The following is a 19013-nucleotide window of genomic DNA, read 5'->3' on the forward strand; positions in this document are numbered from 1 at the left end:
CTCAGCAGGACTCCTGGCCGCGCAGCTGGCCGTCGCCGATCACGACGTACTTCTCGCAGGTCAGGCCTTCCAGGCCGACCGGGCCACGGGCATGCAGCTTGTCGGTGGAAATGCCGATTTCCGCGCCCAGGCCGTACTCGAAGCCGTCGGCGAAGCAAGTCGGGGTATTGAGCATGACCGACGCCGAGTCGACTTCGGCCATGAACTGGCGGGCTTCACCCTGGTGTTCGCTGATAATCGAATCGGTGTGATGCGAGCCGTAGTGGTTGATGTGCTCGATGGCCTGGTCCAGGCCTTCAACCACGCGGATCGCCAGGATCGCGTCCAGGTACTCGGTGTGCCAGTCGGCCTCGGTGGCCGGCTTGGCGTCGATGATCGACCGGGTGCGCTCGCAGCCACGCAGCTCGACGCCCTTCTCCAGGAAGCGGCGGGCCATTTCCGGCAGGAAGCGCTCGGCCACCTGCTGGTCGACCAGCAGGGTTTCCATGGCGCCACAGATGCCGTAGCGGTACGTCTTGGCGTTGAACGCCACGCGCCAGGCCTTGTCCAGGTCGGCATGCCGGCTGACGTAGACGTGGCAGATACCGTCCAGGTGCTTGATTACCGGCACGCGGGCATCGCGGCTGATGCGTTCGATCAGGCCACGGCCACCACGCGGCACGATGACGTCGACGAACTCCGGCATGCTGATCAGCGCGCCCACGGCTTCGCGGTCGGTGGTCTCGACCACCTGCACCACGGCTGCCGGCAGGCCGGCGGCGGCCAGCCCACGCTGGATGCAGGTGGCGATGGCGCGGTTGGAGTGGATGGCTTCGGAGCCGCCACGCAGGATGGTCGCGTTACCCGACTTCAGGCACAGGCTGGCGGCATCAATGGTCACGTTCGGGCGTGATTCGTAGATGATCCCGATCACCCCCAGCGGCGTGCGCATCTTGCCGACCTGAATGCCCGATGGGCGGTAGCTCATGTCGCGGATGGCACCGACAGGGTCCGGCAGGCTGGCCACCTGGCGCAGGCCGGTGATCATGCCGTCGATACGCGCCGGAGTCAGCGCCAGACGGTCAAGCAGCGCCGGCTCCAGGCCGTTGGCACGGCCGGCGGCCAAGTCCAGCTCGTTGGCAGCGGTCAGCTCGGCACGCGCGGCGTCCAGTGCGTCGGCGGCAGCCTGCAGGGCGCGGTTCTTCTGCGCGGTGCTGGCACGGCCGATCACCCGGGAAGCTTCACGGGCAGCGCGACCCAGGCGGGTCATATAGTCAAGAACGGACTCAGTCATGGGTTCGGTGTCTTGGCGAAGGGGAAATCGGCTGATTATAACTGCCGCGCAGGTGTACGCCCAGCGGCGGGTGGCGGATGGTAGAAATTGGCTGGGGCATTGTGTAGGAAAGATGTAACCGGGGTTATCGAAAATTCTTCTCCTGTTGCGGCCCTTTCGCGGGCGCGCCCGCTCCCACAGTGATTGCACAAGGCCCTGAGCCCTGTGGAGTACCTGTGGGAGCGGGCATGCCCGCGAAAGGACCTGCACAACCAACATTCCACTCGATTCAGCCTCGATTAAGCCATTCATTGTTATCATCCCCGCCTCCTCAACCGCGAACCGCCCGCATGCCAGCCTTGCCCGACAGTTTTTTCGACCGCGACGCCCAGACCCTGGCCAAGGCCCTGCTGGGCAAAGTCATCCGCCATCGCCAAGGCAACCTGTGGCTGGCTGCGCGCATCATCGAGACCGAGGCCTACTACCTCACCGACAAAGGCAGCCACGCCTCGCTCGGCTACACCGAAAAACGCAAGGCGCTGTTCCTCGATGGCGGGCACATCTATATGTACTACGCGCGCGGCGGCGACTCATTGAACTTCAGCGCCCACGGGCCGGGTAACGCGGTGCTGATCAAGTCCGCCTATCCTTGGCTGGACGCCCGCTCGGGGCCGAACAGCCTGGCACAGATGCAACTGAACAACCCCGATGCCAGCGGCAACCTCCGCCCGGCCGAGCGCCTGTGCGCCGGCCAGACCTTGCTGTGCCGGGCCCTGGGCCTGAAGGTGCCGCACTGGGACGCCCAGCGTTTCGACGCCGAGCGCCTGTACGTGGAGGATTGCGGCAATGCCGTGCCACGGATTATCCAGGCCGCCCGCCTGGGCATCCCGCAGGGACGCGACGAGCACCTGCCCTACCGGTTCGTCGATGCCGAATATGCCCGTTTCTGCACACGAAACCCGTTACGTCGCGGCCAGGTCGAAGGCCGCGATTTCTTCATTCTCGAACAAGGAAGCTGAACCATGGGCCAATGGCTCGACAGCCTGACCGGCTGGCTCAGCGCCAACCCGCAGTGGCTTGGCCTGGCGATTTTCCTGGTGGCCTGCATCGAGTGCCTGGCCATTGCCGGCATCATCGTGCCAGGCACCGTGCTGCTGTTCGCCGTCGCGGTACTGGCCGGTAATGGCGCCTTCAGCCTGGGCGAAACGTTACTGCTGGGCTTTCTCGGTGGCCTGGTGGGCGATGCCGTGTCGTACACGGTGGGCAAGTATTTCCACCAGAACATTCGCCGCTTGCCCCTGCTGCGCCACCATCCGGAATGGATCGGCAGCGCCGAGGCCTATTTCCAGCGCTATGGCATCGCCAGTCTGCTGGTAGGGCGCTTCATCGGGCCGCTGCGGCCGATGCTGCCGATGGTTGCCGGCATGTTCGACATGCCGCTGCCGCGCTTTATCGCCGTCAGCCTGGTGGCCGGGGCCGGCTGGGCGGTGGCCTACCTGCTGCCCGGCTGGGCTACCGGTGCAGCCATGCGTCTGCCCTTGCCGGAAGGCTTCTGGCTGGATGCCGGGATTATCGCCGGCACCCTGGCCGTCATCATCGGGCTGAGCCTGAACACCAGCCTTCGCGATCAACGCCACGGCACCCGGCTGATCGCCGGCATGAGCTTCCTTGCCTTGGCCGCGGTATTCCTCGGCTGGCCCTACCTGCATGAATTCGATCAGGGCGTGATGACACTGGTTCAGGAGCACCGCAGTCAGGCCATCGATGGCGCCGTGGTGCTGGTGACCCGCCTGGGCGATTTCCGCACCCAGCTGTTCCTCGGCGGCCTGCTGACCGGCCTGCTGCTGCTTGCCCGACAGTGGCGACATGCCATGTTCGCTTCGGGGGCACTGATGGGGACGGCGCTTGCAAACGGTACGCTGAAATGGCTGTTCGCCCGTGCCCGGCCGGAAGTGCTGAGCGATCCGTTGACCAGCTACAGCATGCCCAGCGGGCACAGCTCGGCGGCATTTGCGTTCTTCCTGGTGATGGCGGTGCTGGCCGGGCGCGGGCAGCCGCCGCGGATGCGCCTCACCTGGGTGATGCTGGGTTGCATTCCGGCACTGGCGATTGCCCTGTCACGGGTGTATCTGGGGGCGCACTGGCCAACCGACATTCTCGCCGGGGCCCTGCTGGCGTGCTGCGTGTGTGCGCTCAGCCTGACCCTGGTGCAGCGTCACCAGACGCTGCCTGCCTTGCCGCTGCGGGTGTGGTGGCTGGTGTTGCCGGCCTGTGTCGCGCTGCTGGCGTTCTTTGCCATGCATGCGCTGCCGCAGGCTTTGCTGCGGTATCAGTATTGATATTGCCTGTACTGGCCTCTTCGCGGGCCTGCCCGCTCCCACAGAGATAGCGTCGCTCTCAAGCCTTATGCAGTACCTGTGGGAGCGGGCAAGCCCGCGAAGAGGCCGGCACAGGCAGTGAAGGCTGATCAGGCAAACAGCTCTCCCTGAATCCGCTCCAGCAGCTTCTGGATCTCGCCCAACCGCTCCTGTGGCGAGTCGAGGCTGAGCAAATCCAGCTTGTCCTCTTCCATGAACGGCAGCAGGTACGCCAGCTGGTTGGACAACGCCTGGCGCCCGTCCACCGGGCGCGGCATGTCCAGGGCTTCGACCATCGGGTGCTCGCCCAGGGCCACCAACAACGCCAGGAGGTCTTCGTCCGCTTCGAGCAACGGGCTGTCCGCCTGCTCCGGCAACCATTGCACCTGCCCCACCAGCAACTGGTCCCTCTGCACCTCGGTGCTTTCCAGGTTAAAGCGCCGCACACCTTCCACCCGGATACCCAGCAAGCCGTTATCCTGCTGCACGAAATCGCGGATCAGCGCCTCACAGCCGATCGAGGCGACCACCGGCGGCGCCTTGCCGACCTGCTCACCTTCCAGGATGCACACCACACCAAAACCTTCGCCCCGCTTCATGCAGCGCCCGATCATGTCCAGGTAGCGCGCCTCGAAAATCTGCAAATCCAGGAAACAACCGGGAAACAGCACGGTATTGAGGGGAAACAGCGGTAGCGTCATTACAAGTCCTCAAGCCACCAGGCTGACCGCCAGCGGCAGGAACACCGCCGTGGCCACCCCCATCAGGCTCATCGCCAGCGCGGCAAAGGCGCCGCATTCGTCACTTTCCTGCAGGGCCACCGAAGTGCCCACCGCGTGCGCGGTCACGCCCAGGGACATGCCGCGCGCCTCGGGGCTGTGCACGCCAAAGCGGCTCAGCAGCGCCGGGCCGAAGATGGCCCCGATCACCCCGGTAATCAGCACGAATACCGCCGCCAGGGCCGCCACGCCGCCAATCTGTTCGGCCACCAGCATGGCAATCGGCGAGGTCACCGACTTCGGCGCCATGGTCATCAGGATCATGTGCTCGGCTCCGAACCACCAGCCCAGCAACAGGCAGCACAGCGTGGCGAACAGACCTCCGACTACCAGCGTAGTAAATGTGGGCCAGAACAGCTGCCGGATACGCCGCAGATTGAGGTAAAGCGGCACGGCCAGGGCCACGGTGGCCGGCCCCAGCAGGATGTTCAGGATTTCGGTGCTTTTGCGGTATTCGCTGTAGTCGATGCCACACACCAGCAGCACGCCGATCACCAGCAACATCGACACCAGTACCGGCTGCAGGAAAATCCAGCGGGTCTTCTCGTAGGCCGCCAGCACCAGCTGATAGGCCCCAAGCGTGATGCCGATACCGAACAAGGGATGATGAACGACCGCATCCAGCGCGCCTTGCCAGTCGAGCATCATGGCTGCTCCTCACGCCGGCCCTGGCGGTGGATAAGCTTTTGCATCAACACGCCGACGAACACCAGGGTCACCAGGCAGGAGATCAGCAAGGCACCGGCTATGGCCCAGAAGTCGGCGGCGATGTCCCTGGCATACACCATCACCCCCACTGCCGGCGGTACCAGCAACAGCGGCAGGTAACGCAGCAGGCTGCTGGCGGCTTCATTCAGCGGTTTGCCCACCTCACCACGGGCCATGAGGAAGCATAACAGCAGCAACAGGCCGATGATCGGCCCCGGCAGAAACGGCACCAACAGGTGGTTGATTGCCGTCCCCAGCAGTTGGAACAGCACCAGCCAGGTCAAACCACGCAACAGCATAAGCATCTCCCTAGGGCATGGCCGCCATTATAAGCACGTGCCGCCATATACCGATATTCGTCGAAAAGCGCGCAACTTGACTGAAACGGTTCGCCGTGCTGATCTTGCACTTTCGTACCAACTGACAACCCGGAGAGTCCGCGATGCCCTATGTACCGGTTACAGAGCTTTCGCAGTACGTTGGTAAGGAACTGGGCCGCTCGGCCTGGCTGAAGATCGACCAGCAGCGCATCAATCTGTTCGCCGAGGCGACGGGTGATTTCCAGTTCATCCATGTCGACCCGGAAAAGGCGGCGAAAACCCCGTTTGGCAGCACGATAGCCCACGGTTTCCTGACGTTGTCGCTGATTCCCAAGCTGATCGAGGACATCCTGATACTGCCGCAAGGGCTGAAGATGGTAGTGAACTACGGCCTGGACAGCGTGCGGTTCATCCAGCCGGTCAAGGTCGACAGCCAGGTACGGCTCAAGGTAGACCTGGCCGAGGTGACAGAGAAGAGACCGGGGCAGTGGTTGCTCAAGGCGATTGCCACGCTGGAGATCGACGGTGAAGAGAAGCCTGCTTATATAGCTGAGTCGCTTTCCCTCTGCTTTGTCTGATTGAGCCATTCGCGGGCACGCCCGCTCCCACAGAGTTCGCGCAATGCCTGTGGGAGCGGGCGTGCCCGCGAAGAAGCCGGCACGGTGTTCCGGCCTCCTCTACAAACCCACCGCACTCGCGTAAACTGCCAGCCTTCGCGCAGCCTAGGGCTGCCCCTGTCGATTTACCAAAGGTGCCCGCCATGCCCTGGCTGCAAGTACGCCTGGCCATCAGCCCGGAACAAGCCGAAACCTACGAAGACGCCCTGCTTGAAGTGGGTGCTGTCTCGGTCACGTTCATGGATGCCGAGGATCAACCGATCTTCGAGCCAGACCTCAACACCACTCCGCTGTGGTCGCATACCCACCTGCTGGCCCTGTTCGAGGCCGATGCCGAGCCCGAGCAGGTGTTCTCCCACCTGCGCCTGCTGACCGGCGCCGAACTGCCCGAGCACCAGGCCGAGGTGATCGAGGATCAGGACTGGGAACGCAGCTGGATGGACAACTTCCAGCCAATGCGCTTCGGCCGCCGCCTGTGGATCGTGCCCAGCTGGCACGAGGCCCCGGAACAGGACGCGGTAAACCTGCTGCTTGACCCGGGCCTGGCGTTCGGCACCGGCACCCACCCGACCACAGCCTTGTGCCTGGAATGGCTCGACGGCCAGCAGCTCGAAGGCACCCAGGTGCTGGACTTCGGCTGCGGCTCGGGCATCCTGGCGATTGCCGCGCTGCTGCTGGGCGCCCGCGAGGCGGTCGGTACCGACATCGATGTGCAGGCCATCGAGGCTTCGCGCGACAACGCCCAGCGCAACGGCATCGCCGACGACAAGCTGGCGCTGTACCTGCCCGAGCACATGCCGGCCATGCAGGCCGATGTACTGGTCGCCAACATCCTCGCCGGCCCGCTGGTGTCGCTGGCACCGCAACTGTCCGGCCTGGTCCGCCCAGGTGGCCTGCTGGCGCTGTCGGGTATCCTCGCCGAACAAGGTGAGGAAGTGGCCGCCGCGTATGCCGCCGACTTCGAGCTGGACCCGATCGTCGTGCGCGACGGCTGGGTACGCATCAGTGGTCGCCGCCGTTAAGCAGGCCTAGAATACTTTTCTGCACAGCTCCCGGATCGCCGCATGACCGACAGTTTCGTCACCCAGTGCCCGCATTGCCAGACCAGCTTTCGCGTCACCCACCACCAGTTGAGCGTGGCCCGCGGCGTAGTGCGCTGTGGCCACTGCCTGCAGGTGTTCAACGCCGCCAGGCAATTGCTGGAACAGAGCCGTCCCGGGGCGGCCGACACAGCGGTCGCGCCAGCCCCGGCACCTGCGGCGCCTGCCGAGCCGACGGTAGAGCCCGCCGCCGCCCCTGAGCCTGCCAGCAGCGAGCGCAATACCTCTGCCGAGGACTGGGCGCTCACGGCCCAGGCGCTGGACGCCCTTGACCTCGACAAGGAGCTGGAGCGCCTGGAGCGTCGCAGCCAACCAGCACCGGCAAGCCAGGCCAACCAGGATGACGGGCTGCAGGCGCGGCGCGACGAGCTGCAGCCGGACGAGCATGGCGATGACTTGTTCGGCACGGCGACCGACGAGCCTTTCGAGACTCCGAAGGCAGCCGAACCCGCCCCCGTGCTGCTGCGGGAGCCGAACCTTGAGCTGGACCTGGAGCCCGCCCCCGGCGAGCGCACCGAGCCGACCCTGGGCGGCAACCTGGACCTGGACATCGATGACGAGCCGCCGGTACGCCGCGCCGCCGAAATCGCCGACCACCCTGAATTCGACGAACCGCTGCGCGCCAGTGATGACGACGTCCCGGAGCCGGGTCTGAGCGCCCGCGATGACGAGCCGCTGGCACTGCACCTGTCGGCGCGCGATGACGACCCTGCCGAGCCGCTACCCGGCGAACGCCTGGAACCTGGCCTTGCCGGCAAAGCCGAGCGCCCGGCGCGCAAGGAGCCGCTGGTCGATGTGGTCGACGACCCGCTGCAACTGGACTGGGAAAAGCCCGCGCCCAACTGGGGCAAACGCCTGCTGTGGGGCTTTCTGACCCTGCTGGCCGCTGGCCTGCTGGCGTTCCAGTATGTGTGGTTCCACTTCGACGAAATGGCCCGCCAGGACCAGTACCGGCCGCTGTTCCAGCAAATCTGCCCGTCGATCGGCTGCGAGGTACCGACCCGCGTCGATATCGGCCGAATCAAGAGCAGCAACCTGGTGGTACGCAGCCACCCGGACTTCAAGGGCGCGCTGATCGTCGACGCGATCATCTACAACCGCGCACCATTCGCCCAGCCGTTCCCGCTGCTGGAGCTGCGCTTTGCCGACCTCAATGGCCAGCTGATCGCCAGCCGGCGCTTCAAGCCCAGCGAGTACCTGTCGGGCGAACTGGCCGGACGTGGCGAAATGCCCAGCCAGACCCCGATCCATATCGCCCTGGACATCCTCGACCCGGGGCCGAAGGCCGTGAACTACAGCTTGAGCTTCCGCTCGCCGGAATAACCACCAGTCTCGCCCCTTTGTGGGAGCGAGCAAGCCCGCGAACCAGGCGCCGCGGTGGATGGCACGGGCTCCGCCCGTGTTCGCGGGCTCGCCCGTTCCCATAGGGTGCCGAGCAACCCCCAAGCCTTCCCATACCAAATGTCATAAGCCGACAGCTGTTCAGATTTTATCCAAATCCATCTTTATCCGGTCATCGAGAGCGGGTATCATGCCAACCCTTTTTCGAACTCCAAGATTCGGCCCCACAACAGGGATCACCTATGTCGGCGGTACGCATCGGCCCATACACACTACGTAACAACCTGATCCTCGCGCCCATGGCCGGGGTCACGGACCAGCCTTTCCGTACGCTTTGCCAGCGCCTGGGCGCCGGCATGGTGGTGTCGGAAATGGTTTCCAGCGACATGAGCCTGTGGAACAGCCGCAAGTCGAGCCTGCGCCGCATCCATGAAGGTGATCCCGAGCCACGCTCGGTACAGATCGCCGGTGGTGATGCGCAGATGATGGCAGCGGCGGCAAAGGCCAACGTCGAAGCGGGCGCCCAGATCATTGATATCAACATGGGCTGCCCGGCAAAAAAAGTCTGCAACAAAGCCGCAGGCTCTGCTTTATTGAGAGATGAAGCCTTGGTCAGCGAGATCCTCCACGCCGTGGTAGGCGCCGTGGACGTTCCGGTGACCCTGAAGATCCGCACCGGTTGGGACCGGGCGAACAAGAACGGTCTGAACGTGGCGAGGATCGCCGAGCAGTCCGGCATCCAGGCGCTGGCGGTACATGGCCGCACACGCGCCGACCTTTACACCGGCGAAGCCGAATACGACACCATCGCTGCCATCAAGCAGGCGGTGTCGATCCCGGTTTTTGCCAACGGCGATATCACCTCGCCAGAAAAGGCCCGGGCGGTGCTGGATGCCACCGGGGTCGATGGCTTGTTGATCGGCAGGGCCGCCCAGGGGCGGCCATGGATCTTTCGCGAGATCGAGCATTACCTGCGCACTGGCGAACACCTGCCAGCGCCGCAGCTGGACGAAGTGGAACGCATCCTGCTGGAGCACCTGGCCGCGCTGCATGCCTTCTATGGCGATGTGATGGGCGTACGTATCGCCCGCAAGCACGTTGGCTGGTACCTGGCAACACGACCCGGCGGCAAGGAGTTTCGCTCCCGGTTCAACGCTTTGGAAGACACACAAGCGCAGTGCGCCAACGTTCGCGCGTTTTTCAGCGAACGTCGACAGAGCCTTGAGACAGAGGACGGACAAGGGGTGGCCGCATGACGATGATGACCGAGACATTTGTGAGTGGAACAACGCCCGTGAGCGACAACGCCAACCTGAAACAGCACCTCAACACGCCGAGCGAAGAGGGCCAGACCCTTCGCGACAGCGTCGAGAAGGCGCTGCACAACTACTTCGCCCACCTGGAAGGCGCGACCGTGACGGACGTGTACAACCTGGTGCTCTCCGAAGTCGAGGCGCCCCTGCTCGAAAGCGTGATGAACTACGTAAAGGGCAACCAGACCAAGGCCAGCGAGATGCTCGGGCTGAACCGAGGCACCCTGCGCAAGAAGCTCAAGCAGTACGACTTGTTGTAAGCCAGAATCCCAACCAGAAAAGGCGGCTCCCTGAACAGAGGCGCCTTTTTTGCTGACTCCACCGCGTTATTGGAACCCGAAATGACCGACCAGACTACCCGCCTGCCAGTCCGCCGCGCCCTGATCAGCGTCTCCGACAAGACCGGTATCCTCGAATTCGCCCGTGAGCTGCAGCAGCTCGGTGTCGAGATCCTGTCCACCGGCGGCACCTACAAGCTGCTCAAGGACAACGGCGTCAACGCGGTGGAAGTGGCCGACTACACCGGCTTCGCCGAAATGATGGATGGCCGGGTCAAGACCCTGCACCCGAAAATCCACGGCGGCATCCTCGGCCGTCGCGGCACCGACGACGCCATCATGAACGAGCACGGCATCAAGCCGATCGACCTGGTAGCGGTAAACTTGTACCCGTTCGAAGCGACCATTGCCAAGCCTGGCTGTGACCTGCCGACCGCCATCGAGAACATCGACATCGGCGGCCCGACCATGGTCCGTTCGGCTGCCAAGAACCACAAGGACGTGGCCATCGTGGTCAACGCCAGCGACTACGCCGGCATCGTCGAAGGCCTCAAGGCCGGCGGCCTGACCTATGCCCAGCGCTTCGACCTGATGCTCAAGGCGTTCGAACACACCGCTGCCTACGACGGCATGATCGCCAACTACATGGGCACCATCGACCAGGCCAAAGAGACCTTGAGCACTGAAGGCCGCAGCGAGTTCCCGCGCACCTTCAACAGCCAGTTCGTCAAGGCCCAGGAAATGCGTTATGGCGAGAACCCGCACCAGAGCGCGGCGTTCTACGTAGAAGCGAAGAAAGGCGAAGCGAGCGTTTCCACTGCCATCCAGTTGCAGGGCAAGGAACTGTCGTTCAACAACGTGGCCGACACCGACGCCGCACTGGAGTGCGTGAAGAGCTTCGTCAAGCCGGCCTGCGTGATCGTCAAGCATGCCAACCCGTGCGGCGTGGCCGTGGTGCCAGAAGACGAAGGCGGCATCCGCAAGGCCTACGACCTGGCCTACGCCACCGACACCGAGTCGGCGTTCGGCGGCATCATCGCCTTCAACCGCGAACTGGACGGCGAAACCGCCAAGGCCATCGTCGACCGCCAGTTCGTCGAAGTGATCATCGCCCCGAAAATCTCCCAGGCCGCCCGCGACGTGGTTGCCGCCAAGCAGAACGTACGCCTGCTGGAATGCGGCGAGTGGCCAGCCGAGCGCGCTGCCGGTTGGGACTTCAAGCGCGTCAACGGTGGCCTGCTGGTGCAGAGCCGCGATATCGGCATGATCACTGCCGATGACCTGAAGATCGTCACCAAGCGTGCGCCGACCGAGCAAGAGATCCACGACCTGGTGTTTGCCTGGAAAGTGGCCAAGTTCGTCAAGTCCAACGCCATTGTCTACGCCAAGCAGCGCCAGACCATCGGCGTCGGCGCCGGCCAGATGAGCCGCGTCAACTCCGCGCGCATTGCAGCAATCAAGGCCGAGCATGCCGGCCTGCAAGTGCAGGGCGCCGTCATGGCGTCGGATGCGTTCTTCCCGTTCCGTGATGGCATCGACAACGCGGCTAAAGTGGGTATCAGCGCCGTGATCCAGCCGGGTGGTTCGATGCGTGATGCCGAGGTGATTGCTGCCGCTGACGAAGCCGGCATCGCCATGGTGTTCACCGGCATGCGCCACTTCCGCCACTAATCAAGATGGCCGGCCGACCCTCGGCCCCTGTGGGAGCGGGTTCACCCGCGAATGCGATGCTGGGTTCACCGCCGTATTCGCGGGTGAACCCGCTCCCACAGGGTACGAGATCTGCCGCCAAACAGAGGTATTGACATGAAAGTTTTGATCATCGGCAGCGGCGGCCGTGAGCACGCCCTGGCCTGGAAAGTCGCCCAGGACCCACGCGTCGAGAAAGTCTTCGTTGCCCCGGGCAACGCCGGCACCGCCATCGAGCCCAAGTGCGAGAACGTTGCCATCGACGTGTGCGCCCTGGAGCAACTGGCTGACTTCGCCGAGAAGCACGTCGACCTGACCATCGTCGGCCCTGAAGCGCCGCTGGTCATCGGCGTGGTCGACCTGTTCCGCAGCCGCGGCCTGGACTGCTTCGGCCCGACCAAGGGCGCGGCGCAGCTGGAAGGCTCCAAGGCCTTCACCAAAGACTTCCTGGCGCGTCACAAGATCCCCACCGCCGACTACCAGAATTTCACCGAAATCGAGCCGGCGCTGGCCTACCTGCAGGAAAAAGGTGCGCCGATCGTGATCAAGGCCGACGGCCTGGCCGCGGGCAAGGGCGTGATCGTCGCCATGACCCTGGAAGAAGCCGAAGCCGCCGTGCGTGACATGCTGGCCGGCAACGCCTTCGGCGATGCGGGTTCCCGCGTGGTCATCGAAGAGTTCCTCGACGGCGAGGAAGCCAGCTTCATCGTCATGGTCGACGGCCAGAACGTGCTGCCCATGGCCACCAGCCAGGACCACAAGCGCGTCGGCGACCAGGACACCGGCCCGAACACCGGCGGCATGGGTGCCTACTCGCCTGCCCCGGTGGTCACCGCCGAAGTGCACCAGCGCGTGATGGACCAGGTGATCTGGCCGACCGTGCGCGGCATGGCCGAGGAAGGCAACGTCTACACCGGCTTCCTTTACGCCGGCCTGATGATCGACAAGGCGGGCAACCCCAAAGTCATCGAGTTCAACTGCCGCTTCGGCGACCCAGAGACCCAGCCGGTCATGCTGCGCCTGGAGTCGAGCCTGGTACTGCTGGTCGAGGCCGCGTTCGCCAAGGCGCTGGACAAAGTCGAAGCGCAGTGGGACCCGCGCCCGAGCCTGGGCGTGGTGCTGGCTGCCGGCGGTTACCCGGGCGACTACGCCAAGGGCGATGCGATCAAGGGCCTGGACGCTGCCGCGAAGATCGAAGGCAAGGTATTCCATGCCGGTACCGCGCTCAAGGATGGCCAAGTGGTCACCAACGGCGGTCGCGTCCTGTGTGCCACCGCCATGGGCAGCACTGTTGCCGACGCACAGCAGCAGGCTTACCGCCTGGCCAAGGAAGTAAGCTGGAACGGCAGCTTCTACCGCACCGACATCGGCTACCGGGCCATTGCCCGCGAGCGCGGTGAGCACCAGCAGTAAGTTGTACCGGCTTGCCGCAGCGCGCCCCGGCACTTTGCGCCTGCGGCATCCGGCTCGTCGACAGGGCCCCAAGGGGCCTTGCCTTCGACTTGGCGCGCCGCGCATAGTTAATACCCGGCACTTTGGCTAAGAAGGGATTTCGTAGTGCGTCGGCTTCGGATCGCCTCAGCTCTGATCGTCAGCTTGCTGACCTTGCTCTGCATGTTTCCGGCTGCGGCCGAAACTGACGGAGGCTGGGCCGTTCTGCTTGACGAACAGGCCAATCTGCAACTGAGCGACGTGCGCTCCGAGCGTTACCGCAACCAGTTCAGCCCGCTGGTTCTCGCCGACCTGGATGCCGCCCCTGCGGAACAGGCCCTGTGGCTGCACTACCGCCTGGAACCCGGCGACCAGGAGCAACTGCTGCGGGTTTTCGCCCCAGACCTGTCTGGCCTGGACCTTTACGCCCTCGAGGGCGACCGACTTCTGCGCCAGCTGCACCACGGGCGCCAGGCCGGCAATGCCAGCCCGACCCTGCGTGGCAGCGACCACGTACTGGCCCTGCCCAACAGCAGGCAACCCCTGGATATCTACCTGCGCCTGGTTTCCGAGCACCAGCTGCGCCCGGCCATCAGCCTGGAGCCTGCGGCCGTGGCCGCCTCCGACCAACGCCAGCCGCTGCTGTTCGGCATGCTGTTCGGTGGCCTGGTGATGCTTATCCTGCACAACCTGATCCGCTTCCTCTACAGCCGCTCCAGCACCGCCCTTATCCTGGCGCTGTACCACGGCCTGATGCTGCTCAGCGGCCTGATCCTGCTCAACCTCAGCGGCCCCTGGTGGCACGTGTGGCACAGCGCGCAAACACCCGCCGCTTACCTGACACTGGTCCTGGCCGGCCTGGCCGGGCTGTACTTCACCCAGCATTTCTTCTCGCCATGCAATTCGCCACGGCTTAACCGCCTGCTGCAGGGCGAAATGCTGGTGGTCGGGGTCAGCGGGCTGGTGCTGCTGTTCGTCGATACCCTGCCCCTCAACCTGATGACCTACGCCTTGATGGCCCTGGGCAGCGTGAGCATGCTGCTGGTCAGCAGCTACCACTGGTACAAGGGCTATGCACCCGCACGCCTGTTCAGCCTGGCCATGGCGGTGTTCAACCTCGGTGGCCTGGTGCTGCTGCCAGCGCTACTGGGCCTGACCCGCACCCCGACACCCTGGCTGCTATGCATCCTGCTGGGCCTGACCGTGGCCAGCGGCCTGCTGCTCAACCTGGCGGTCAGCGAACGCCTGCGGCGCATGAGCGAGGAGCGCTTCAGCGCCAGCCGCGCCCTGGCCGCCAGCGATGCCGAGATCAACGCCAAGGCCGAGTTCCTGGCCAAGATCAGCCACGAAATTCGCACCCCCATGAACGGTGTGCTGGGCATGACCGAGCTGTTGCTGGGCACGCCGCTGTCGGTCAAACAGCGCGACTACGTGCAGACCATTCACAGCGCCGGCAATGAACTGCTCACGCTGATCAACGAAATTCTCGACATTTCCAAACTGGAATCCCGGCAAATCGAACTGGATGACGTGCAGTTCGACCTCAACGCGCTGATCGAGGATTGCCTGAACATCTTCCGCGCCAAGGCCGAACAGCAGAACATCGAACTGATCAGTTTCACTCAGCCGCAAGTGCCACGGGTGATCAGCGGCGATCCGACACGCCTGCGCCAGGCCTTGTCGAGCCTGCTGGAAAATGCCCTGAAAAACACCGACCAGGGCGAAATCCTGCTGGTGGTGGCGCTGGACCAGCGCGGCGAGGCACCGCGCCTGCGCATCGCCGTGCAGGACAGCGGCGAACCGTTGCCTGCCGCCGAGCGCGAAGCCTTGCTGCAGGCCGAGCTGCACAGCCACCACTTCCTGTCCAGCAACAAGCTGGGCGGCCACCTGGGGCTGGTCATCGCCAAGCAACTGATCGGCCTGATGCAGGGCGAATTCGGCATCAAGAGCAGCACCGGCATGGGCAACACCCTGTGGCTGACCCTGCCGCTGGACCCTTCGCGCCTGGAGCAGCCGCCGGCCGACCTCGACAGCCCGCTGCGCGATGCCCGCGTACTGGTGGTGGACGACAACGACACCTGCCGCAAGGTGCTGGTACAGCAGTGCAGTGCCTGGGGCATGAACGTCAGTGCGGTACCGTCGGGCAAGGAAGCCCTGGCCCTGCTGCGCACCAAGGCCCACCTGCGCGACTACTTCGATGCCGTGCTGCTGGACCAGAACATGCCCGGCATGACCGGTATGCAGCTGGCCGCCAAGATCAAGGAAGACCCGAGCCTGAACCACGACATCCTGGTGGTGATGCTCACCGGCATCAGCAACGCGCCGAGCAAGGTCATTGCCCGCAACGCCGGGGTCAAACGGATCCTCGCCAAGCCGGTGGCCGGCTACACGCTGAAAACCACACTCGCCGAAGAACTGGCCCAGCGCGGCCGCGAGCAAGCCGTACCGGCCAGCTTGGCCGGCGTTCCTCAGGCGCTGGACCTGCCCGGCGACTTCCGCGTGCTGGTCGCCGAGGACAACAGCATCTCGACCAAGGTGATCCGCGGTATGCTCGGCAAGCTCAACCTTGAGCCCGACACCGCCAGCAACGGCGAAGAAGCCTTGCAGGCGATGAAGGCGCAGCACTATGACCTGGTGCTGATGGACTGCGAGATGCCGATCCTGGACGGTTTCTCGGCCACCCAGCAGCTGCGCGCCTGGGAAGCCGCCAATCAGTGCCAGCGCACCCCGGTGGTGGCGCTGACCGCGCACATTCTTGCCGAACACAAGGAACGCGCCCGCCTGGCGGGCATGGACGGGCACATGGCCAAGCCGGTGGAATTGTCGCAGCTGCGAGAGCTGATCCAGTATTGGGCCAATCATCGGGAAGCCAAGGTGGATCCCGCGCATACTTCCTGATCTGGGTAGCATTCCCCTCAAGGCCTGTGCACTACCTGTGGGAGCGGGCTTGCCCGCGAACACGGGCGAAGCCCGTGCCATCCACCGTGTCGCCTGCTTCGCGGGCTTGCCCGCTCCCACAGCTAATGCGTAGGTTTTGAGGCCCGTGACGACAATCACGATGCTGCTGTTACACTTGCCCTCACCTTCCCTGGCAGGGCTACCCCATGCTCCATGAGTTGTTCAGTGTCTACCTGAAAATGCTCGTGCTCTACAGCCCGTTCTTCGTGCTGTCGTGCTTCATCAGCCTGACCCGCGGCCACTCCAGCAAAGAGCGCAAGCAGCTGGCCTGGAAGGTGGCCATCGCCGCGCTCGTCGCCAGTGTCCTGCTGTACCTGTTCGGGCGGGCGATCTTCGGCATCTTCGGCATCACCGCCGACGCCTTCCGCATCGGCGCAGGTAGCGTGCTGTTCATCTCGGCATTGGGCATGGCCCAGGGCAAGTCCGCGGTACAGGCCGACAACGTGCAACAAGACGTCACCATCGTGCCACTGACCATCCCGCTTACCGTCGGCCCGGGTACCATCGGCGCTCTGCTGGTGATGGGCGTGGGCCATCCACACTGGGATGACAAGCTGCTGGCCATCATCAGCATCGCCCTGGCCAGCTTCAGCGTGGGCCTGGTGCTGTACCTCTCTCACCGTATCGAGCGCATTCTCGGCGACCAGGGCCTGCAAATCGTCAGCCGGCTGATGGGGCTGTTCGTCTGCGCCCTGGCTGCGCAAATCATCTTTACCGGTATCAAAGGCTACCTGGCACCCTAGAGGCCGTAGTCCAGAATGCGCTGCAAGGAAACCTGCACGACGCGATCCTGCACCTTGGGCAAAAAGCTGTGTTCGAATGCCAGGAGGTTGAAGCGTACCAACTCCGCACGCACGTTCCGGTGGCTGCGCTTGTGGCTGATAAAGCCCGCACTGAATGCCGAGCGCGCGTCCATTTCATGATAAAGCACCATATCAACCCGGTTGGCGCCGGCCGGCGCACAGGGCAGTAACTGGAAGTGCTGGCGTTCGTAGGCACGCCGCTCCAGCTCTCGCAAAGGCGCCGGGTTGGCTAGCAGTTTGTGCATTGAAATACTGATTACCGAAGCAAAGTGCTCACCAGCGGTTGCGGCAATGGTCTCCAGCACCTGGTCGGCTTGCCTGGCACGCTGCTCGTCTGGCCAATGCACCTGTTCGGCAGAAACAGCGTCCCAGCCCATGTACCTGAGCTGGTTGCGGTAGTAGGCAAACCAGTCCTTGATCAGCCCTTCCCTGTACGCCGCCTCGGTGGAACGCTCGGCCATCGCCAGGGCCAGTTTCACCTTGTCCCTGTGCCCCGCAGAAATACCCGGCAGGAACGAAACGATTCCCGCGCCGATCACGGCAGATGTGGCTTCACTCATGATCAGCTCCTGTTGACAGTGCGTGGGGGTCGAACCGGTATTCCCCTTGGGCATCCTTGGTTTTCATCAACGCCTGCAGTTCCTCACGCTGGTGCTGGAAGCGCCCGTTATCCAGCACCAGAGAAAGCCCATTGAACTCGGCTTCACCCTGAAGAAGCTGTTCGCGCAGCAATATGTCCAGCGAGATGCCCGAGATCGGCTTGTCTGTCTGCAGCGTGATGCTGCAAAGGTCGAGCGCCGGCCCCGGCTTGAGCAGGCCAAGCTCGACCACCAATTGCGAACGCTGCGCCTGGTCCTGCGCGCTGAACTTCAGCAAGTGGTGAAAACCTGCAACTGACCGGTTCAGGCCCGCCTTTACAGCCCCCAGTACGGCCTCGTGGTGAATCGAGCGTATTTTCAGCCATGCCTCAAGTGGCTGAATCTGCGCGCTGCGCACGGGTTGCCCCAGCTGTTTGAGGTCATGCGTACTGGCCAGCTTGATCCAGCCCAGTTGGCGGTATGCATCTCGGTAGGCTGCGTACCAGCCTTCGTAGTTTTCAAAGCGAGACCCAGCGTTCTTGTTGGCCAACAACTGTGCGTAAAGTATCGAGTCAAAGGCGGCCTGACGTTGAATCTGGCCGGTACCCGCGGGATACAGTAATGCCGTTCCGCCAATCAACATCAGTTGTTCAACTGTTCTATCCATTGCGTTGCCTCGTCACGAAGAAACGAACAAGGCGGCGTTGCAACAACGCCGCCCTGCAATCAGATGTCGTACTGGAGAACGTTCTCGACACTGCGCACGCCGAGTTTGTTTTCCACGGTTTCGCGGATTTTGTCGTAGACGAAGGTATTGAGCGTGAGCACTGCGGTGCCGGCGTAGTAGTGGGTCTTGTCCAGCTTCCACTGGATGCCCAGCACGTCGTCGTCCAGTTGCGGCGCACTGGCCTGGATGCAGCTCACCACCATCACCACATCGTTGTTTTCGGTTTCGATACAGGCGGCCAGGCCGACCATGCCCCTGGCCTTGTTCTTGCGCTTGTGGTCAAGCACCTTGGCGTCATTCTCGACGGTGGTCAGTTTGTCGAAAGCGGTCTTCGCCAGGTCACCCAGCACCGTGCCGCCCAGCATGGCATTGCCAGCAGCCCCTATCGCGCGGATAGCGACAGCGCCTACGGTGACAGACAGCTCGGCCGAAGTTTCCAGCTCGAAGCTGCGACGGGGGATGGTAAAGCCGAGATCACGCATGACATCGACGAATTTGTCGTACCACTCCCTGCTCTGCTTTTCGGCATCGAAGGCTTTGTCGGCCACCAACGTGGCGAAGTGGAAGGCATTTTTCACATCGTGACGGCTTTGCGCAGACATGCCAGCGCCGCAGGCCAGCAGGTTGCCTTCGACCAGGATGGCGGAATCGTTGGTGGTGGTGCCTTGTGCTATTTCGGACATCTGGAAACTCCTCGATGGTTGCCCCGTGATTCAGGGGCAGCCACCTTAGCCAGCGCGACCGATACGCAAAGCGCTGAAG

General features: G+C 63.8%; 18 protein-coding genes. 11 read left to right on the forward strand and 7 right to left on the reverse strand.

Annotated features, from left to right (window positions below):
• Window position 1: 1 nt before the first annotated feature.
• Window positions 2-1273, reverse strand: a complete 1272-nt coding sequence (locus tag CAF70_RS23530) for a glutamate-5-semialdehyde dehydrogenase (RefSeq protein WP_085625764.1) — start codon at window positions 1271-1273, stop codon at window positions 2-4.
• A gap of 329 nt (window positions 1274-1602) precedes the next feature.
• Between CAF70_RS23530 and CAF70_RS23535 the strand changes: the two genes are divergently transcribed.
• Window positions 1603-2271: a DNA-3-methyladenine glycosylase gene (locus tag CAF70_RS23535; RefSeq protein WP_085625765.1), complete on the forward strand. Its 669-nt coding sequence runs from the start codon at window positions 1603-1605 to the stop codon at window positions 2269-2271.
• 3 nt (window positions 2272-2274) lie between these two features.
• On the forward strand, window positions 2275-3591 hold the full coding sequence (locus CAF70_RS23540; RefSeq protein ID WP_085625766.1) for a bifunctional DedA family/phosphatase PAP2 family protein: 1317 nt from the start codon (window positions 2275-2277) through the stop codon (window positions 3589-3591).
• Window positions 3592-3719: 128 nt separating this feature from the next.
• On the opposite strand, the gene CAF70_RS23545 is transcribed toward CAF70_RS23540, so the two are convergent.
• From CAF70_RS23545 to CAF70_RS23555, 3 genes are read right to left on the reverse strand one after another with little or no spacing between them, the layout of a single operon-like run.
• Window positions 3720-4310, reverse strand: a complete 591-nt coding sequence (locus tag CAF70_RS23545; protein ID WP_085625767.1) for an LON peptidase substrate-binding domain-containing protein — start codon at window positions 4308-4310, stop codon at window positions 3720-3722.
• A 9-nt stretch (window positions 4311-4319) separates the two neighbouring features.
• The gene (locus tag CAF70_RS23550; protein WP_085625768.1) at window positions 4320-5036 is read right to left on the reverse strand and encodes an LrgB family protein; all 717 of its coding nucleotides are present in this window, start codon (window positions 5034-5036) and stop codon (window positions 4320-4322) included.
• A complete protein-coding gene (locus CAF70_RS23555; RefSeq protein ID WP_085625769.1) occupies window positions 5033-5395 on the reverse strand; it encodes a CidA/LrgA family protein in 363 nt (120 codons plus the stop codon). The genes CAF70_RS23550 and CAF70_RS23555 overlap by 4 nt, the downstream gene beginning before the upstream one ends.
• Window positions 5396-5538: 143 nt before the next feature.
• Here CAF70_RS23555 and CAF70_RS23560 point away from each other — a divergent pair, with 143 nt between their 5' ends.
• From CAF70_RS23560 to CAF70_RS23600, 9 genes are all read left to right on the forward strand, one after another.
• Window positions 5539-5994, forward strand: a complete 456-nt coding sequence (locus CAF70_RS23560) for a MaoC family dehydratase (protein ID WP_085625770.1) — start codon at window positions 5539-5541, stop codon at window positions 5992-5994.
• 182 nt (window positions 5995-6176) lie between these two features.
• Window positions 6177-7055: a 50S ribosomal protein L11 methyltransferase gene (gene prmA / locus CAF70_RS23565; RefSeq protein ID WP_085625771.1), complete on the forward strand. Its 879-nt coding sequence runs from the start codon at window positions 6177-6179 to the stop codon at window positions 7053-7055.
• 42 nt (window positions 7056-7097) lie between these two features.
• Entirely contained in the window at window positions 7098-8456 is a 1359-nt protein-coding gene (locus CAF70_RS23570; RefSeq protein ID WP_085625772.1) for a DUF3426 domain-containing protein, read from the forward strand.
• A 260-nt stretch (window positions 8457-8716) separates the two neighbouring features.
• Window positions 8717-9730 (forward strand): tRNA dihydrouridine synthase DusB, encoded by a 1014-nt coding sequence (dusB, locus tag CAF70_RS23575; protein WP_085625773.1) that lies wholly within the window; start codon window positions 8717-8719, stop codon window positions 9728-9730.
• Window positions 9727-10047 carry a DNA-binding transcriptional regulator Fis gene (fis, locus tag CAF70_RS23580; RefSeq protein ID WP_012274390.1) on the forward strand — a complete coding sequence of 107 codons (321 nt, stop codon included), beginning with the start codon at window positions 9727-9729 and terminating at the stop codon, window positions 10045-10047. The genes dusB and fis overlap by 4 nt, the downstream gene beginning before the upstream one ends.
• An 81-nt stretch (window positions 10048-10128) precedes the next feature.
• Window positions 10129-11736: a bifunctional phosphoribosylaminoimidazolecarboxamide formyltransferase/IMP cyclohydrolase gene (gene purH, locus CAF70_RS23585; protein WP_085625774.1), complete on the forward strand. Its 1608-nt coding sequence runs from the start codon at window positions 10129-10131 to the stop codon at window positions 11734-11736.
• Between the two features lie 135 nt (window positions 11737-11871).
• Complete coding sequence (gene purD, locus CAF70_RS23590; RefSeq protein ID WP_085625775.1) at window positions 11872-13167, forward strand: phosphoribosylamine--glycine ligase; 1296 nt, start codon at window positions 11872-11874, stop codon at window positions 13165-13167.
• A 144-nt stretch (window positions 13168-13311) separates the two neighbouring features.
• On the forward strand, window positions 13312-16083 hold the full coding sequence (locus CAF70_RS23595) for a hybrid sensor histidine kinase/response regulator (protein ID WP_085625776.1): 2772 nt from the start codon (window positions 13312-13314) through the stop codon (window positions 16081-16083).
• A 206-nt stretch (window positions 16084-16289) separates the two neighbouring features.
• Window positions 16290-16886 (forward strand): MarC family protein, encoded by a 597-nt coding sequence (locus CAF70_RS23600; RefSeq protein ID WP_085625777.1) that lies wholly within the window; start codon window positions 16290-16292, stop codon window positions 16884-16886.
• On the opposite strand, the gene CAF70_RS23605 is transcribed toward CAF70_RS23600, so the two are convergent.
• From CAF70_RS23605 to CAF70_RS23615, 3 genes are read right to left on the reverse strand one after another with little or no spacing between them, the layout of a single operon-like run.
• Window positions 16883-17506, reverse strand: coding sequence for a hypothetical protein (locus CAF70_RS23605; RefSeq protein ID WP_085625778.1), 624 nt, complete (start codon window positions 17504-17506; stop codon window positions 16883-16885). The two genes, CAF70_RS23600 and CAF70_RS23605, sit on opposite strands and share 4 nt — an antisense overlap.
• Entirely contained in the window at window positions 17499-18191 is a 693-nt protein-coding gene (locus CAF70_RS23610) for a hypothetical protein (RefSeq protein ID WP_178076422.1), read from the reverse strand. Before CAF70_RS23610 ends, CAF70_RS23605 begins: the two co-directional genes overlap by 8 nt.
• A gap of 59 nt (window positions 18192-18250) precedes the next feature.
• The gene (locus CAF70_RS23615) at window positions 18251-18934 is read right to left on the reverse strand and encodes a hypothetical protein (protein ID WP_085625780.1); all 684 of its coding nucleotides are present in this window, start codon (window positions 18932-18934) and stop codon (window positions 18251-18253) included.
• Window positions 18935-19013 lie beyond the last annotated feature (79 nt).

Source organism: Pseudomonas sp. B19(2017) (genome assembly GCF_002113165.1).
Lineage (GTDB): Bacteria > Pseudomonadota > Gammaproteobacteria > Pseudomonadales > Pseudomonadaceae > Aquipseudomonas.

Bases quoted from the DNA above. Each gene is read 5' to 3' on its own strand.
- CAF70_RS23600 (WP_085625777.1), top strand. From the start codon at position 16,290: ATGCTCCATGAGTTGTTCAGTGTCTACCTGAAAATGCTCGTGCTCTAC.
- CAF70_RS23560 (WP_085625770.1), top strand. From the start codon at position 5,539: ATGCCCTATGTACCGGTTACAGAGCTTTCGCAGTACGTTGGTAAGGAA.
- CAF70_RS23610 (WP_178076422.1), bottom strand. From the start codon at position 18,191: ATGGATAGAACAGTTGAACAACTGATGTTGATTGGCGGAACGGCATTA.
- CAF70_RS23530 (WP_085625764.1), bottom strand. From the start codon at position 1,273: ATGACTGAGTCCGTTCTTGACTATATGACCCGCCTGGGTCGCGCTGCC.
- purH (WP_085625774.1), top strand. From the start codon at position 10,129: ATGACCGACCAGACTACCCGCCTGCCAGTCCGCCGCGCCCTGATCAGC.
- CAF70_RS23550 (WP_085625768.1), bottom strand. From the start codon at position 5,036: ATGATGCTCGACTGGCAAGGCGCGCTGGATGCGGTCGTTCATCATCCC.
- CAF70_RS23535 (WP_085625765.1), top strand. From the start codon at position 1,603: ATGCCAGCCTTGCCCGACAGTTTTTTCGACCGCGACGCCCAGACCCTG.
- fis (WP_012274390.1), top strand. From the start codon at position 9,727: ATGACGATGATGACCGAGACATTTGTGAGTGGAACAACGCCCGTGAGC.
- purD (WP_085625775.1), top strand. From the start codon at position 11,872: ATGAAAGTTTTGATCATCGGCAGCGGCGGCCGTGAGCACGCCCTGGCC.
- CAF70_RS23570 (WP_085625772.1), top strand. From the start codon at position 7,098: ATGACCGACAGTTTCGTCACCCAGTGCCCGCATTGCCAGACCAGCTTT.
- CAF70_RS23555 (WP_085625769.1), bottom strand. From the start codon at position 5,395: ATGCTGTTGCGTGGTTTGACCTGGCTGGTGCTGTTCCAACTGCTGGGG.
- CAF70_RS23545 (WP_085625767.1), bottom strand. From the start codon at position 4,310: ATGACGCTACCGCTGTTTCCCCTCAATACCGTGCTGTTTCCCGGTTGT.
- CAF70_RS23540 (WP_085625766.1), top strand. From the start codon at position 2,275: ATGGGCCAATGGCTCGACAGCCTGACCGGCTGGCTCAGCGCCAACCCG.
- prmA (WP_085625771.1), top strand. From the start codon at position 6,177: ATGCCCTGGCTGCAAGTACGCCTGGCCATCAGCCCGGAACAAGCCGAA.
- CAF70_RS23605 (WP_085625778.1), bottom strand. From the start codon at position 17,506: ATGAGTGAAGCCACATCTGCCGTGATCGGCGCGGGAATCGTTTCGTTC.
- CAF70_RS23615 (WP_085625780.1), bottom strand. From the start codon at position 18,934: ATGTCCGAAATAGCACAAGGCACCACCACCAACGATTCCGCCATCCTG.
- dusB (WP_085625773.1), top strand. From the start codon at position 8,717: ATGTCGGCGGTACGCATCGGCCCATACACACTACGTAACAACCTGATC.